The sequence below is a fragment of the Tardiphaga sp. 42S5 genome (assembly GCF_034044155.1).
Classification (GTDB): domain Bacteria; phylum Pseudomonadota; class Alphaproteobacteria; order Rhizobiales; family Xanthobacteraceae; genus Tardiphaga; species Tardiphaga robiniae.
Map to the genome: position 1 here is coordinate 6035120 of NZ_CP139027.1, position 14784 is coordinate 6049903.

Genomic DNA, 14784 nt, shown 5'->3' on the forward strand with positions numbered 1-14784 from the left:
TTGCCTGAACGTGGCGAGTGTTGCCGCGCTTAGGCAAGTATCGGCTGCAGGGATTGCGCTGCGAGGCGCCAGACCGCACATGGGTTTGCGGTTGGCACCGCATCGATCTGCTTTACGAAGCGCACCTGCTTCCAGTCGCCCGGCGTCGGCGCGAATGTGAAGCCGGCCTTGCGGGCCAGTGCCAGCATTGCCTCGTTTGAGCGCAATGTATCTCCGAAGAGCTGGTCGGCTCCGAGCGCAGCAGCACGGCATTCCAAATTGGACATGAGTGCCAGGCCGATGCCCTGCCCTTGCATGGAATCGGCTACGGACAAGCCCAGTTCGAAACGGGACGTCGCTTCATCGAACGCGTAGCGGGCCTCGCCGACGATGGTCTCCGAGCCATCGCGCGAGACCGTCGCGACGACCGAGAAACTGTCGGCCTCACCGACATGGATGAATTTGTCGAGCTGCCCCGCCGGCAATTCGCTGGCGGCGCCCATCAGGCGATTGTAGCGCGACCGCACCGACAGGCCGCGGAAATAGGCCTGCAACGCGTCCGCATCGTGAAGCTCGACAAATCGAACCGTCACCGCAGCACCGCTGCGTGACATCACCACATCGGAATACTGACCGAGGTCATCGAGGTTGAGATGTTGCATGACAGTTGCTCCCGGACGATCGGACCGTCCTTACGCGCGCCAGAACGGCTTGCTGGCCTCGGCCATCACGTCGCCCACCGAAAGGCCGGCGTCGTGGATGTCACGCTCGCTCCAATGGGCCAGTTCGCGGCGTTGATGGGCACGCTCCCGCCAGACGTGGAACGTCTCGGCGATAGCCGCCACGCTGAGCGGAGCATGATGATTTGTCATCGATCCATGGGTGCAAGTAGACATTTTGCTCTCCTGAAGCTAAATTTACTTAGGAAATATCGGCTTCATTCTCACATTGCACAAACGACATTGTGCACTGCGTCACATGACATAAATTCATGGACACAAGTGATGAAGCGCCAAGGAGAGAGCGCGGATGAGCACCCGGTTGCCGTCACTCAACGGGCTGCGCGCCTTCGAAGCCGCCGCACGCCATCTGAGCTTCACCAATGCGGCAAGCGAGCTGAACGTCACGCAGACGGCGATCAGCCATCAGATCAAGCGGCTGGAAGAAGAGCTTGGTCTCAAGCTGTTCATTCGGCAGAACCGCGCGCTCGCACTCACCCCGCAGGGACACGACTATCTGCCCGGCGTACGCGCGGCTTTCAACGATCTGCGTCTTGCCACAGACCGGCTCAAGCGCCGCGATAACGACCACGTGCTGACGGTGAGCACGCTCGCATCGATGGCATCGAAATGGCTCCTGCCGCGCATCTCAGCGTTCCAGAGAGCCCATCCCGATATCGATGTGCGCATCACCACGTCGACAAGCATGGTCGATTTCAAGAGCGGCGATGTCGATGCCGCGATCCGTTACGGTCGCGGCCAATGGCCTGGCCTCCGCGCCGACTGGCTGACGGCGGATGATCTGTTTCCGGTCTGCAGCCCGGCGCTTCGCTCCGGAAAGAAGGCGCTGCTAAAGCCGCAGGATCTCGCGGACTATACGCTGCTGCATTCGAGCGGCGGCTACGACGATGACTGGCGGCTCTGGCTCACCGCGGCCGGATTGTCAGCCGATATTTCGAAACAGCCCGGCCTGACCTTCGACATGATTTTCATGACCCTGCAGGCAGCGATCGACGGCCTCGGCGTCGCCATCGGCCGCACCACCTATGTGGAGGGCGATCTCGCCAAGGGCCGGCTGGTGGTGCCCTTCGACATGCGCATGCCCGCCGACGCCGGCTTCTATCTGGTGTCCCCCGAAGCCTCTTCCGACTCGCGGAAGCTGAAGGCCTTTCGCGACTGGCTGCTCTCCCAGGTCCCGCCGGAACGTGACCGTTCTGGCCGCTGATCGGCATTGTCGACATCACGTGTTCGCGAGCAGATCGCCATCCGAAACATGCTAGAAGTCTGGCCTGTTTCGGAATGGAGCTTGCGATGAATCGGACGACACTGGCCGCGGTTTTCACCCTTCTGGCGCTGGCGCCTGCGCTCGCACAGCAGGCGTCCACACCGCCGGCACCGCCGCCGCCGCCCGACTTCTCAAAGGTCGAGATCAAGACCACGGATCTCGGTGACGGTGTCTACATGCTCGAAGGCCAGGGCGGCAACATGACGCTGGCCACGGCAAAGTCAGGCGCTATCCTCGTCGACAGCCAGTTTGCGCCACTGCATGACAAGATCAAGGCGGCCATCGCCGCGGTGACACCGCAGCCGGTCAAGTATCTCGTCAACACGCATTTTCACGGTGACCACACCGGCGGCAACGAGGCCTTTGCCAATGAAGGCGCGACCATCGTCGCCAACGTCAAGGTCAGAACCCGCCTGAAAAAAGGCACCACGAATTTCCTGACCGGCGCACAGAATCCGCCCGCGCCGAAGGCTGCGCTGCCGACCAACACCTACACGCATCAGCTCAAGCTCAGCCTGCGCGGCCGCATCGCTGAACTGCGCCATCCCGACAACGCGCATACCGACGGCGACACCTATGTCTACTTCAAGAGCGCCAATGTCATTGCGACCGGTGATACATTCACCAATGGCCGCTATCCCAATATCGACGTTCTCAACGGCGGCAATATCAAGGGCATGATCGCAGCGACCGACGCCTATCTGAAACTGGCGAACGACAACACCAAGATCGTTCCCGGCCACGGTCCGCTCGCCAACAAGGCTGCGCTGGTTGACTATCACACCATGCTGGTGATGGCGCGCGATCGCATGGCCAAGCTGATCAAGGAGGGCAAGACCGAAGACGAGGTTCTGGCGGCCAAGCCATTCGCCGATCTTGACGCCAAATGGGCGCCGAACGAAACCGCCAGCAAGAATTTCGTTCGCGCTGTCTATGGATCACTGGCGAAGAAGCCGTGGATCAGGCCCTGGTCCAAACCTTGGGGGAAGAAGTCATGAGAGATCTCATTCCCCTCGCCGAGAAGATTGCCATTGAGCTGATCGCGCGCAAGCAGACCATCGGCATTGCAGAATCCTCGACCGGCGGTTTGATTTCCGCCGCACTGCTCGCAGTGCCCGGCGCCTCCGCCTATTTCATCGGCGGCGGCGTGATCTATACGCGCGATGCAAGGCGCGTGTTGATGGATATTCCGAACGACGCCATGAAAAGTGTGCGCTCGGCATCCGAGCCTTATGCACAGATGCTGGCGCAGCAGATTCGCACCCGCCTCGGCTGTGACTGGGGCCTGTCGGAAACCGGCGCCACCGGCCCCTCCGGCAATCGTTATGGCGACGCGGCTGGCCATAGCTGCATGGCTGTCGCCGGTCCGCGAAACGAGGTCATGACACTGGAGACCGGCAGCAACAATCGGTCCGGCAACATGCACAGTTTCGCGCAGACGGCGCTGACGTTCCTGCTGAAGAATTTGGCGGGGTAGGAAGGCGTCAGGCCGGCACTGCCGCTGCCGCCTGCTCCGCCAGAATACACCGCACCACACGATTGTCGGCGAGTTCGACATTCGGCGGCGCCGCCTCGACGCAACGCGGCTGGGCGAATTTGCAGCGCGGCGCGAAGGAGCAATTCACTGGCGGCTTGTCCAGCGACGGCGGCGTACCGGGAATAGTCTCCAGACGCGCCCCGCGCTTGGCGCCGTGCACGGTAGAGGCCAGCAGCCCCTGCGGATAGGGATGCACGGCCGAGCGTACGATCTGGCTGAGCGTGCCCTGTTCGACGATCTGGCCGGCATACATTACCGCGACGCGGTCGCAGATTTCGATGGCCACGCCGATATCGTGCGTGACGAAGATGATCGACATGCCGAATTCGCGCTGCAGCTCGCGCAGCAAGAGCAGGATCTGGATCTGCACGGTGGCATCGAGCGCAGTGGTCGGCTCGTCCGCGAGCAGGATCTTCGGCTTGCAGGCCAATGCGAGCGCGATCATCGCGCGCTGCCGCATACCGCCGGACATTTCATGCGGATAGGCATCGAGGCGACGCTTGGCGGAGGGGATACGCACGACTTCGAGCATTTCGAGCGCGCGCTTCACGCCCTCGGCCTGGCTCTTGCCCTCGTGCCGCATCACGCTTTCGGCGATCTGCTGGCCGATCGTATAGACCGGATCCAGCGCCAGCGCGGGCTCCTGGAAGATCATCGACACCGTCTGGCCGCGAAACGCCGAGAGTTCGTCATCGTCGAGTGCCAGCACGTCCTTGCCGAGCACATTGACCGTGCCGTTGATCTGCGTGCGCTTCTTCGGCAGCAGCCGCATCAGCGCGCGCAAGGTGACGCTCTTGCCTGAACCGGACTCGCCGAGCAGCCCGAGCACCTCGCCTTCGCCGAGCGTCAGGTTGAGATCGTTGACTGCATAGACGGTGCGTTCGCCGCCGAACCGGACGTTGAGATTGCGAACCTCGACAAGATTGCTCATGCGAGCTCCGGGCACTGTTTGTGGAAGTCGGTGGCGCGCTGGAATGCGGCACCGATAGTCAGCAGCGTCGATTCATCGAACGGGCGGCCGATCAGCTGCATGCCCACCGGAAGTTTCGACTTGGTGAAACCCGCCGGAATCGAGAGACCGGGCAGACCGAGATAGTTGATCGGACGCGTAAAGCGCGTCAGCCGCTGGATCATCGCTTCGGCGCCAGAGCTGTTGCCGACATCGGTCTCGGCAATAGTGGGCGCCGCCCCGGGCGAGACGGGTGCCAGCACCGCATCAGTGCCGGTGACTGCCGCTAGATAGGCTGCAAGTGCAGGACCGCGCCAGCGCAGCGCCTCGATATAGGATACGCCGGTGATGGCGAGACCGTTCTGCAACCGCATCAGGACCTGCGCGCCGTAATCCTGCGGGCGCTCGATCATCCAGCGCTTGTGCATCGCCGCAGCTTCCGTCGCGAGCACGAACTGGCAGGCCGCCGTGAGTTGACCCTGATTGGGCAGATCGACTTCGACGATCTTGACGCCTTCATCCTTTAGCGTCGCGATGGTGTTCTGCAGAATGGCAGCCGTGTCGGCGTCGAGATCGTCGACATAGAACGCCTTGGGAATGCCGACAGTCATGCCTTTGGCGGACGCACGCGTCGCCGCCATGTAGTCCGGCACAGGGCGCGTGCTGGTGGTTGGATCGAGCGGATCAGCACCGGCCATCAGGCAGGTCAGCAGCGCGCAATCCTCGACGGTGCGCGCCAGCGGACCGACCGTATCGAGCGATTGCGACAGCGGCATTGCGCCGGCGCGGCTGACCAGACCGACGGTCGTCTTCAAACCGGAGACGCCGCAGAAATGCGCCGGCAGGCGGATCGATCCGCCGGTGTCCGAGCCCAGCGCTGCAAAAGTCAAACGCGCCGCCACAGCGGAGCCCGAACCCGACGATGAACCGCCGGTGACGTGATCGACATGCCAGGGATTATGCACGGCGCCGTAATGCACGTTATGGCCAAGCGGGCCGTAGGCGAACTCGACCATCTGGAGTGAACCAAGCCGCACCGTGCCGGCATCTTTCAGGCGTTGCAGCGATGTCGCTGTCGTGGTCGCCACCCAGTCGCGGCGGATGTGCGAGCCGCAGGTCACGACGTGTCCCTCGTCGTAATACATGTCCTTATGTGCCAGCGGCACGCCGTGGAGCACGCCGCGGCTTTGCCCCCTAGCGAGCGCGTCATCCGCCGCATCGGCTGCCGCCAGTGCTGCATCGGCCTCGATCGACATATAGGCGTTGAGGCTCGGCTGAGACTTCACGGCGCGATCGAGGCAGGACTGCGTGGCTTCGCGCGACGAAATCTTCTTCGTGGCGATAGCGTCGGCGACTTCCGTCAGCGACAGCAATGCGGGTTCGGTGACACTCATTTGGCAGCCTTCGTATTCTGAACGGCGAGGAAGGTCGCGGGCTCGAGATCAAACGGCAGCGTCCCGGCCACGGCCGCGAAGCCCTCAAATGCCGGCCCGATCGAATTGGCGATGCGCTCCGCAACCTCGTCGGACGCGGGAAGCCCGGTGACTTCGGTCAGCGCCTTGATCTGCTTGGCAGTCGGTTTGGTCATGTCAGTGCGCTCCTGCGGCAGGTGCTTTGCTGTGGCCCGAACCCGGGATCGCCATGTAGCAGGCAGCCTGATGGCCGGTCACAGTGATTTCAGTCAGTTTCGGCGTCGCCTCCCCGCACATCGCTTCGGCAAAGGGGCAGCGTGTGTGGAAACGACAACCGGACGGTGGATCAATCGGGTTCGGCGGATCGCCTGTGATCGGCGGCGTTTCCGTGCGCTTGTCGGGATCGGACGACGGCATCGCGGCGAGCAGCGCGCGCGTATAGGGATGTGCCGGCCCATCCCAGACTTCGTCCACCGGGCCGAGTTCGACGACTTCGCCGAGATACATCACCAGCACGCGGTCGGAGATGTAACGCACCACGTTGAGATCGTGGCTGATGAACAGATAGGTCAGGCCGAATTCGCGCTTGAGATCGACCAGCAGGTTGAGCACCTGCGCCTCGACCGATTTATCGAGCGCCGAGACTGCTTCATCGAGAATGACGAGACGCGGCGAAAGCGCCAGCGCACGCGCGATGTTGACGCGCTGCCGCTGGCCGCCCGAGATTTCATGCGGATAGCGATTAGCGAAGGTCTCCGGCCGCAGGCCGACCTTCCCGAGCAGCTCCCGCGCCAGCAGCCGCGCGGCCTTGTCAGCCATGCCATGGACCTTCGGTCCGAACGCGATCGATTCCTCGATGGTCAGGCGCGGGTTGAGCGACGCATAGCTGTCCTGAAACACCATCTGCATGCCGCGGCGCAGCTCGCGCAGTGAGAGTTCGCGCCCGACGGTGCGGCCGTCATAGATGATATCGCCGGAATTGCGCGGCATCAGATGCATCAGCAGCCGCGCCGTCGTCGACTTGCCGCAACCGGACTCGCCGACGATGCCGACGGTCTCACCCTTTGAGATGGCGAAGGACACATCGTCCACCGCGCGCACGGTCTTGCTCGGCGCGAACAATCCGCCGCGCACGGGGAAGTGCTTGGTCAGACTGACCACCTGTAACAGCGGCTGTGCAACACCGCCGATATCTTCCAGCGGCTCCAGCTTGTCGATTTCTTCTACAATATCACTCATGCCATCAGTTCCGGATGTCCATAGCACTGCGCATGCCGTCGCTCAGCAGATTGAAACAGATCGACACGGCGAAGATCATCGCGCCTGGGAGTGCTGCCACCCATGGATTGACATAGATCGCCGTGCGCAGCGTGTTCAGCATCAGGCCCCATTCCGGCTCCGGCGGCTTGGTGCCGAGACCGAGGAACGACAGGCCAGCGGCAAGGATCATCGACACCGAGATCAGGCCGGTGGCGTAAACGAAGATGCTCCCCAGCACGTTACCGAGCATGTGCACCCGCATGATGGTGAAGGCATTCGCGCCGGAGGCACGCGCGGCTTCCACATAATCCATGTTGCGCACGCCCGTCGTGACGCTTTCAGCGACACGCGTGATCTGCGGCACGAAGACGATGGTCAGCGACACGATCGAATTGACGATGCCGGCGCCCAGAGCGCCGGAAATCGCAATGGCCAGCAGCACCGAGGGGAACGCGTAGAACACGTCGACGGTACGCATGATTGCGGTATTGAGCTTTCCGCCGACATAGCCGGCCACAACGCCAAGCCCCGTCCCGATGAAGAAGGCAAGGATCACCGGCAGGATGCCGATCAGCAGCGACAGTCGCCCACCATAGATCAGGCGCGCCAGCATATCACGACCGAGTTCGTCGGTGCCGAGCGGATAGTTGGGTGTGCCGATGAAACGCAAACGGCGGATCATCGAGCCCTGATAGGGATCTGCGAGATGCAGATAGGGCGCAAAGATCGCCGCCAGGAAGATCAGCAGCAGAATGAACGCGCAGGCCATGCTGACCTTGTCGCGCACGATGCGGCGGCCCACGGTGGCCCAATAGCCGCGGGCCTTGGTCGCAGGCGCCGCCTGCAATGCGGTGTCGGTCATCGCGGTCATGAGAGGATATCCAGCATGGTCAGCTCCGCTTGATGCGCGGATCGATCGACGCCTGCGCGATATCGACCAGAAGATTGAGGAACACGAAGAACAGCGCCAGCACGAGGATCGTGCCCTGCAGCAGCGGCAGATCACGCTGGAAGATCGCGGAGTTCAAAAGAAGCCCCGAACCAGGCCATGAGAACACGGTTTCGATCAAGATAGAGCCGCCGAGCATGTAGCCAAGCTGCAGGCCCATCACGGCCAGCGCCGTCGGCGCAGCGTTCTTGATGACGTGACGAAACACCTTGGTTTCCTGCAGGCCCTTGGCGCGCAGCGCTTCGACGAAATCCTGCGACAGGATATCGCCGGTGAGCGCGCGCACTGTGCGCGTCACGATGCCCATCGGAATGACCGATGTCGTGATCGCCGGCAGCACGAGATATTTGATGTGCTCCCAGTCCCAGGCCCATGAGCCCGAACCGCCCGGCCCGGCGCCGACCGCAGGCAGCCAGTTGAGCTGCACCGAGAAGATGATGACCAGCACCATGCCGAGCCAGTAATGCGGCACGGAGACGCCGGCGATGGCAATCGAGGTCGCGACCTTGTCGATCCAGGTATCGCGGAAGTAGCCGGCGATCAGCCCGAAGAACAGACCGAGCGTGAAGCCGATGGCGGCGGCCGCGATGGCCAGCGTCACGGTATTGCCGACGGCTTTCATCACCTCCGCCAGAACAGGACGTCCGGTGGCGATGGAGCTGCCGAGATCGCCGTGTAGCGCGCGCCACAGCCAAAGGCCGAACTGCACCGGCAGCGGACGATCGAAGCCATAAGCGACTCGCAGTTGCTGCGCCAGCTCCTGCGATGCGTCAGCGGGAAGAATGGCAACGAGAGGATCGCCGGGCGTAATGTGCACCAGCAGGAAACACACCAGCGCCACGCTGAGGACGATAGGAATCACATAGACGACGCGTCGCGCGATGTAGACGAACACTGATCACCTTCGATTCAGAAACTCTGCCTCCTCGTTCGTCATGCCCGGGCTTGACCCGGGCATCCACGTCTTTGCAGCGAAGAAGGCGTGGATGGCCGGGTCAAGCCCGGCCATGACGTGGAGAGGTTCGTGCGAATATCGACTGCACAATGTGCGGCCGATATTCACTTGTTGCTTACGGCGTGATCGACACCGGCGAGAAGTCGACGAACCAGCTCTTCGGCTGCACAAAGCCCCTGATCTTCGGGCTCAGCGCACGTGGACCGACGTCATGGGCCACATAGAGGAAGGCTGCGTCATCGACCGAAGCAGCATGAAGCTCGGCCAGCGCCGCGTCACGTGCCGTTGCGTCGAAGGTGGTGCGTGCCTTGGTCACCAGTTCATCGAACTTCGGATTGTTGATGAAGCCCCAATTGTTCGAGACCGGCGGTGCCATCGACGACTGCAGGAAGCGAACCAGGGCGAAGAACGGATCCATCGCCGCATAGGTGACGTTGGTGGCGTTGGAGCCGTTGGCCGAGGGATCCTTGACGCCGCGGCGCCAGTTGGTGAACAGCGTGTTCCATTCGATCACATCGAGCTTTACGTCGAAGTAGCACTCCGCCAGCGCCTGCTGCAGATATTCGTTCATCGGCAGCGGCAGCATCTGGCCGGAGCCGGACGCCGAGGTCTGGGTCTTCACTTCGAGCTTCTTGGCAGGGCCGTAACCGGCTTCCTTCATTAGCGCTTGTGCAGCCTTCAGGTCATACTTGATCTCGAAACTCGGCTTGCCGCGCCATGGATGACCGGGCTCGAAGGTGCCGGTCGCCGGCACCATCAGCCCGGCGAGCAGGCCATCCTTCAGGCCTTCGCGATCGATGCAGAGATTCGCGGCCTTGCGGACGCGGATATCGTTCCACGGCGAGCCTTCGGCACGGGAGAACTGCCACGGCCAGACATGCGGCTGCTCGTTCTTCTCGATCTTGAAGCCACGCGCGGTGATTTCCTTGACCGCGTCGGGCGCCGGCGCCTCGACCCAGTCCACCTGACCGGACAGCAGCGCCGCAGTACGGGCATTGGCTTCCGGCATCGGCAGCAACACCATCTTGTCGGTCTTCGGAACGCGGTCCTTGTTCCAATAGGCGTCGTTCTTCACCAGTTCGAGACGCTCGCGCGGCGTGAACTTCGACATCTTCCACGGTCCGGTACCGGATGCCTCGCGCGCGAAGGCCGCCCATGCGGCCTGCGACTTGGCCTTGGCATCGGCGCCTTCGGCCTTGTCGAACAGCGCCTGCCACTTGGTGGGGCTCGCCATAAAGAGGTTGGTGAGATTGATCGGCAGGAAGGAGTCCGGCTCCTTGGTGGTCAGTTCGACGGTCATGTCGTCGATCTTCTTGGCCGACACCAGGGTCGGCATGCGCGAGGCGGTTACACCGACCTGGCTGGCATCGAACTGGACTGCATCTTGTTTGAGCACCTTGTCCACATTCCAGACCACGGCATCCGCATTGAAGGCCGAACCGTCGTGGAAAGTGACGCCGGGACGCAGTTTGAAGGTCCACTTCTTCTTGTCGCCGTCGTCCACTGCCCACTCAGTGGCGAGCGCCGGGATAACAACACTCGCTTTGGTCGCGGACGACAGATCCCAGCCGGTCAGGCCGTCATACATCGTGTTGCCGGTGAAACGATTGCCTTCGAAGCCCTGATCGGGCTGGCCGAGCGTGCGCGGAATATCGGCAGCGGTCATGCCGATGCGCAGCACCGTTTCGGCGCGCGCCACCTGTGGCAAGGTCAGGGCCGTGGCGAGCGTCAGCAAGGTGATTGCTGTCGCGAGACGGCTCTTTGTCGGCTTTTCGATACGCATCGTAATCAGTCCCTCTTGGCTTTGGATGACACGTTGGCTTTCGCCAGTGTTGGCTTGTTCTAAACTGGCTAATTCTTATGCAACGCTTGTGCCAAGGCCTGCAACCTTGCACCGCAATGACTCAAACTGCGGCACTGCAGCACACCAGCACACACCAACCGTTCGATATGCCCAATCTGGCATCAGGATTGCAGGTATCTGGCGGACAATATCCCACCATACGGAGTCTGGTTTATGCGCGTTCGAAGCTCGTTATTTGTTGCGGCCATCGCCGCCGTCATAAGCGCAGCCGCGCCGGCGCAAGCCGAAACGGTGGTGCGCTATGGCATCTCGATGGCGGACGTGCCGCTGACCACGGGGCAGCCCGATCGCGGCGCCGGCGGCTACCAGTTCACCGGCTATACGATCTACGATCCACTGGTCGCCTGGGAGATGGATGTCGCCGATCGTCCGGGCAAACTCATTCCCGGCCTCGCCACCGAATGGAAGGTCGACGACACCGACAAGACCAAGTGGCGCTTCACTTTGCGCAAGGGCGTCAAGTTTCACGATGGCAGCGATTTCAACGCCGATGCGGTGATCTGGAATCTCGACAAGGTGCTGAACGAGAAGGCGCCGCAATTCGACAAGCGCCAGAGCGCGCAGGTGAAGACCCGCCTGCCCTCGGTCGCGAGCTACGCCAAGATCGACGACGGCACCGTCGAGATCACCACCAAGACCGTCGACTCCTTCTTCCCCTATCAGATGCTCTGGTTCCTGGTCTCCAGCCCGACGCAGTATGAAAAGGTCGGCAAGGATTGGGACAAGTTCGCGTCGCAGCCCTCGGGCACCGGCCCGTTCAAGCTGACCAAGCTTGTTCCGCGCGAGCTCGCCGAGCTCAGCAAGAATCCGGATTACTGGGACAAGAAGCGCATTCCGAAAGCTGACAAGCTCGTGCTCGTCCCGATGCCGGAAGCCCTCACCCGCACCAACGCACTGCTCGCCGGTCAGGTCGATTTGATCGAGACCCCTGCTCCTGACGCTGTGCCGCAGCTCAAGGGCGCCGGCATGAAGATCGTCGACAACGTCACGCCGCATGTCTGGAATTATCACCTCAGCGTGCTGCCGGGCTCGCCCTGGACCGACGTCCGTCTGCGCAAGGCGCTCAACCTCGCCATCGATCGCGATGCCGTCGTCGCCCTGATGAACGGCCTCGCCAAGCCAGCCATTGGCCAGGTCGATCCGTCGAGCCCGTGGTTCGGCAAGCCGACATTCAAGATCAAGTATGATCTTGCCGAAGCCAAGAGACTGGTGAAGGAAGCCGGCTACGGCCCGGAGAAGCCGCTGAAGGCGACCTTCATCATCGCCAATGGCGGCACCGGCCAGATGCTGTCGCTGCCGATCAACGAATTCCTGCAGCAGAGCTTCAAGGAAATCGGTGTCGAGGTCGAGTTCAAGGTCGTCGAGCTCGAAGTTCTCTACACCGCGTGGCGCAAGGGCGCGGCCGACGAGAGCATGAAGGGCATCACGTCCAACAACATCGCTTACGTCACCTCGGATCCGCTCTACGCCATCGTCCGCTTCTTCCACTCCGGCCAGATCGCACCGGTCGGCGTGAACTGGGGCGGCTACAAGAACCCAAAGGTCGATGCGCTGATCGACGAAGCCAAGAACACGTTCGATCCGAAGAAGCAGGACGAGTTGCTGGCTGAAGCCCATGCCCAGATCGTCGACGATGCGGTGCTGGTCTGGGTCGTTCACGACACCAACCCGCATGCGCTGTCGCCGAAGGTGAAGAAGTTCGTGCAGGCGCAGCACTGGTTCCAGGATTTGACGACGATCGGTCTGGACTGAGCCTCTCTGGTCCACTGCGAAATCAGGAAGCGCCGCCGAGCAATCGGCGGCGCTTTTTCTTGCCGTGCATGTGGTCGCGGAACGCGGATATCTACCGCAGCCTGACGATCACGCCTTCGTTGCCCGATAATTCCAGCGCGCCCGAAACATTCTCGCCATGGCGATCCAGTCCCGTCGCCAACAATATTTCGCCACCGCCCACATGCAATGACACCGGCTCTCCGCTGAGGTTGAGGGCGATCAGAACCATTTGCCCGTCATAGACACGCCGATAGGCCAGCACATCGCCCGCAGCGTCCACAGGCTCGTAACCGCCGAACACAAGCTCAGGCATGTGCTTGCGCAAATCAATCAGCTTCACATAGAGGCTGAGAATCGAATGGGGATCGGCCGCGAGAGCAGCCGCATTCTGATGGTGATAGTCCGTGTCCAGCGGCAGCCAAGGCTCGCCGGTCGTGAAACCCGCATGCTCGGCCGCCCCCCATTGCATCGGCGTGCGGCATCCGTCGCGACCGAGACCAATCCCAGGCACATTCTTTTCGAACGGATCCTGAATCTGATCCGGTGCAATAGGCACCTGCTTCATACCGATCTCGTCGCCATAATATAGCGTCGGCGTCCCGCGCAGCGTCAGCAACAACATCGCGGCGACGCGCGCCTGAGCCATGCCAACCCGGCTGGCGACGCGCGGCCGGTCGTGATTGCCGAGCACCCAGTTCGGCCAGGCGCCGAGCGGCAGTGCGGCTTCGTAGCGCGCGATCAATTCGCCGATGGCGAAAGCATTCCACGGCGCGGAGAGCAGCGCAAAATTGAACGGCAAATGCGCACCCGACAGGTCACTTCCGTAATAGGCGACCAACCGATCGAAGGGGAGATAAATCTCGCCGATCAGCACGCGATCGTCGAATTCATCGACAACGCGGCGCATCTCAGCGACCACATCCAGCGTCTCCGGCCGATCGGTCGAGTAGAGTGGCAGGAAGGCCTCGTGCGGCGGACGTCCCACCGTAAAATTCGGGTTTGTCGGGTTATCCCGAAACTCTTCGTCCTTGATGAGATGCCAGATCACATCGACGCGAAAGCCATCGACGCCGCGACGCATCCAGAACCGCATCACCTCATAGATCGCGTTGCGAACAGCAGAATTGCGCCAATTCAGGTCCGGCTGTTTGTCGAGAAAGGCGTGGTAGTAATGTTGCCCAGTAGCCTCGTCATATTGCCAGGAGCTGCCGCCGAACTCCGACATCCAGTTGGTCGGCGCGCTGCCGTCCGGCTTCGAATCGCGCCAGATATACCAATCGCGTTTGGGATTATCGCGCGACGATCGACTCTCGATAAACCACGGATGCTGATCCGAGGTGTGGTTCGGCACCAGATCGAGAATGATCTTCAAACCATGACCGTGAGCCGCCGCCACCAGCGCGTCGAAATCGGCCGATGTGCCGAAGATCGGATCGATGCCGATATAGTCTGATATGTCATAGCCGAAGTCTGCCATCGGGGACGGGAAGATCGGTGACAGCCAGATCGCGTCGATGCCAAGCTGCCGCAGATAGGGAAGCCGGCCAACGATGCCCGCCAGATCGCCGATGCCGTCTCCGTTCGAGTCCTGAAACGACCGCGGATAGATCTGATAGATGGTACCGGCCTGCCACCAGACCGTCGCTGCAGTTGCCATGATCCTGTCACTCAATGTTCTGAGGCTTCCATCACGCACGAAAAAACGGCCCTTCCGAGGAAGGGCCGCCTCTCGTTCGGCGCAATATTAGTAGCGTTCGATGACAGTACGACGTTCGACGCCGCCATCGTAATAGCCACGATCGCGGTCGCGGCTGCGCTTGATGATCACGGTCTCGTTGCGGTCACGACGATCGCGGTAGTACCCGCGATCATAGTCGTCGCGATAGCGGTCGCGGCCGACGGTGCCAACCGTAACGCCTCCCGGACCGACGCCAACGCCGAACTCCTGGGCCTTGGCTGGAATTGCGCTGCTGATGCCCGCCGCAGCAACGGCGATGATGGCAAGATGCTTAATCATGACGTGCTCCTCGTGTGTGAACCATGAGGTAGCAATCCCGCGCTGCAGGGTTAGTTCCGAGAACATGACGAAACGGTCATGCATA

Annotated in this window: 15 protein-coding genes; 4 read left to right on the plus strand and 11 right to left on the minus strand. The window is 61.8% G+C overall.

The window, feature by feature from the left end:
- Positions 1 to 29 precede the first annotated feature (29 nt).
- Positions 30 to 641 (minus strand): GNAT family N-acetyltransferase, encoded by a 612-nt coding sequence (locus SFY93_RS28150; protein WP_320445414.1) that lies wholly within the window; start codon positions 639 to 641, stop codon positions 30 to 32.
- Positions 642 to 671: 30 nt separating this feature from the next.
- Complete coding sequence (locus tag SFY93_RS28155; protein ID WP_320445415.1) at positions 672 to 875, minus strand: DUF1127 domain-containing protein; 204 nt, start codon at positions 873 to 875, stop codon at positions 672 to 674.
- A gap of 133 nt (positions 876 to 1008) precedes the next feature.
- Between SFY93_RS28155 and SFY93_RS28160 the strand changes: the two genes are divergently transcribed.
- From SFY93_RS28160 to SFY93_RS28170, 3 genes are all read left to right on the plus strand, one after another.
- The gene (locus tag SFY93_RS28160; protein ID WP_320445416.1) at positions 1009 to 1923 is read left to right on the plus strand and encodes a transcriptional regulator GcvA; all 915 of its coding nucleotides are present in this window, start codon (positions 1009 to 1011) and stop codon (positions 1921 to 1923) included.
- Between the two features lie 86 nt (positions 1924 to 2009).
- Positions 2010 to 2981: an MBL fold metallo-hydrolase gene (locus SFY93_RS28165; protein WP_320445417.1), complete on the plus strand. Its 972-nt coding sequence runs from the start codon at positions 2010 to 2012 to the stop codon at positions 2979 to 2981.
- Entirely contained in the window at positions 2978 to 3460 is a 483-nt protein-coding gene (locus SFY93_RS28170; RefSeq protein ID WP_320445418.1) for a CinA family protein, read from the plus strand. Before SFY93_RS28165 ends, SFY93_RS28170 begins: the two co-directional genes overlap by 4 nt.
- A gap of 7 nt (positions 3461 to 3467) precedes the next feature.
- On the opposite strand, the gene SFY93_RS28175 is transcribed toward SFY93_RS28170, so the two are convergent.
- The 7 genes from SFY93_RS28175 to SFY93_RS28205 form a co-directional block, all read right to left on the minus strand.
- On the minus strand, positions 3468 to 4451 hold the full coding sequence (locus tag SFY93_RS28175; protein ID WP_320445419.1) for an ABC transporter ATP-binding protein: 984 nt from the start codon (positions 4449 to 4451) through the stop codon (positions 3468 to 3470).
- A complete protein-coding gene (locus SFY93_RS28180; RefSeq protein WP_320445420.1) occupies positions 4448 to 5863 on the minus strand; it encodes an amidase in 1416 nt (471 codons plus the stop codon). The genes SFY93_RS28175 and SFY93_RS28180 overlap by 4 nt, the downstream gene beginning before the upstream one ends.
- On the minus strand, positions 5860 to 6057 hold the full coding sequence (locus tag SFY93_RS28185; RefSeq protein WP_320445421.1) for a hypothetical protein: 198 nt from the start codon (positions 6055 to 6057) through the stop codon (positions 5860 to 5862). The genes SFY93_RS28180 and SFY93_RS28185 overlap by 4 nt, the downstream gene beginning before the upstream one ends.
- Position 6058: 1 nt before the next feature.
- A complete protein-coding gene (locus SFY93_RS28190) occupies positions 6059 to 7120 on the minus strand; it encodes an ABC transporter ATP-binding protein (protein WP_320445422.1) in 1062 nt (353 codons plus the stop codon).
- 4 nt (positions 7121 to 7124) lie between these two features.
- Positions 7125 to 8003, minus strand: coding sequence for an ABC transporter permease (locus SFY93_RS28195; RefSeq protein WP_170849596.1), 879 nt, complete (start codon positions 8001 to 8003; stop codon positions 7125 to 7127).
- Positions 8004 to 8031: 28 nt separating this feature from the next.
- Entirely contained in the window at positions 8032 to 8985 is a 954-nt protein-coding gene (locus SFY93_RS28200; RefSeq protein WP_089265970.1) for an ABC transporter permease, read from the minus strand.
- A 175-nt stretch (positions 8986 to 9160) separates the two neighbouring features.
- Positions 9161 to 10828: an ABC transporter substrate-binding protein gene (locus SFY93_RS28205; protein WP_320445423.1), complete on the minus strand. Its 1668-nt coding sequence runs from the start codon at positions 10826 to 10828 to the stop codon at positions 9161 to 9163.
- A gap of 234 nt (positions 10829 to 11062) precedes the next feature.
- Between SFY93_RS28205 and SFY93_RS28210 the strand changes: the two genes are divergently transcribed.
- On the plus strand, positions 11063 to 12661 hold the full coding sequence (locus SFY93_RS28210; protein WP_320445424.1) for an ABC transporter substrate-binding protein: 1599 nt from the start codon (positions 11063 to 11065) through the stop codon (positions 12659 to 12661).
- A 91-nt stretch (positions 12662 to 12752) separates the two neighbouring features.
- Here SFY93_RS28210 and SFY93_RS28215 read toward each other — a convergent pair whose 3' ends face one another.
- Complete coding sequence (locus SFY93_RS28215) at positions 12753 to 14339, minus strand: alpha-amylase family glycosyl hydrolase (RefSeq protein ID WP_320445425.1); 1587 nt, start codon at positions 14337 to 14339, stop codon at positions 12753 to 12755.
- Between the two features lie 87 nt (positions 14340 to 14426).
- Positions 14427 to 14699: a hypothetical protein gene (locus tag SFY93_RS28220; RefSeq protein WP_320445426.1), complete on the minus strand. Its 273-nt coding sequence runs from the start codon at positions 14697 to 14699 to the stop codon at positions 14427 to 14429.
- Between the last annotated feature and the right edge of the window lie 85 nt (positions 14700 to 14784).

Coding starts and splice junctions, on each gene's coding strand:
- SFY93_RS28180 (WP_320445420.1), bottom strand. CDS start 5,863: ATGAGTGTCACCGAACCCGCATTGCTGTCGCTGACGGAAGTCGCCGAC.
- SFY93_RS28205 (WP_320445423.1), bottom strand. CDS start 10,828: ATGCGTATCGAAAAGCCGACAAAGAGCCGTCTCGCGACAGCAATCACC.
- SFY93_RS28165 (WP_320445417.1), top strand. CDS start 2,010: ATGAATCGGACGACACTGGCCGCGGTTTTCACCCTTCTGGCGCTGGCG.
- SFY93_RS28220 (WP_320445426.1), bottom strand. CDS start 14,699: ATGATTAAGCATCTTGCCATCATCGCCGTTGCTGCGGCGGGCATCAGC.
- SFY93_RS28160 (WP_320445416.1), top strand. CDS start 1,009: ATGAGCACCCGGTTGCCGTCACTCAACGGGCTGCGCGCCTTCGAAGCC.
- SFY93_RS28175 (WP_320445419.1), bottom strand. CDS start 4,451: ATGAGCAATCTTGTCGAGGTTCGCAATCTCAACGTCCGGTTCGGCGGC.
- SFY93_RS28185 (WP_320445421.1), bottom strand. CDS start 6,057: ATGACCAAACCGACTGCCAAGCAGATCAAGGCGCTGACCGAAGTCACC.
- SFY93_RS28170 (WP_320445418.1), top strand. CDS start 2,978: ATGAGAGATCTCATTCCCCTCGCCGAGAAGATTGCCATTGAGCTGATC.
- SFY93_RS28150 (WP_320445414.1), bottom strand. CDS start 641: ATGCAACATCTCAACCTCGATGACCTCGGTCAGTATTCCGATGTGGTG.
- SFY93_RS28215 (WP_320445425.1), bottom strand. CDS start 14,339: ATGGCAACTGCAGCGACGGTCTGGTGGCAGGCCGGTACCATCTATCAG.
- SFY93_RS28210 (WP_320445424.1), top strand. CDS start 11,063: ATGCGCGTTCGAAGCTCGTTATTTGTTGCGGCCATCGCCGCCGTCATA.
- SFY93_RS28190 (WP_320445422.1), bottom strand. CDS start 7,120: ATGAGTGATATTGTAGAAGAAATCGACAAGCTGGAGCCGCTGGAAGAT.
- SFY93_RS28195 (WP_170849596.1), bottom strand. CDS start 8,003: ATGACCGACACCGCATTGCAGGCGGCGCCTGCGACCAAGGCCCGCGGC.
- SFY93_RS28155 (WP_320445415.1), bottom strand. CDS start 875: ATGTCTACTTGCACCCATGGATCGATGACAAATCATCATGCTCCGCTC.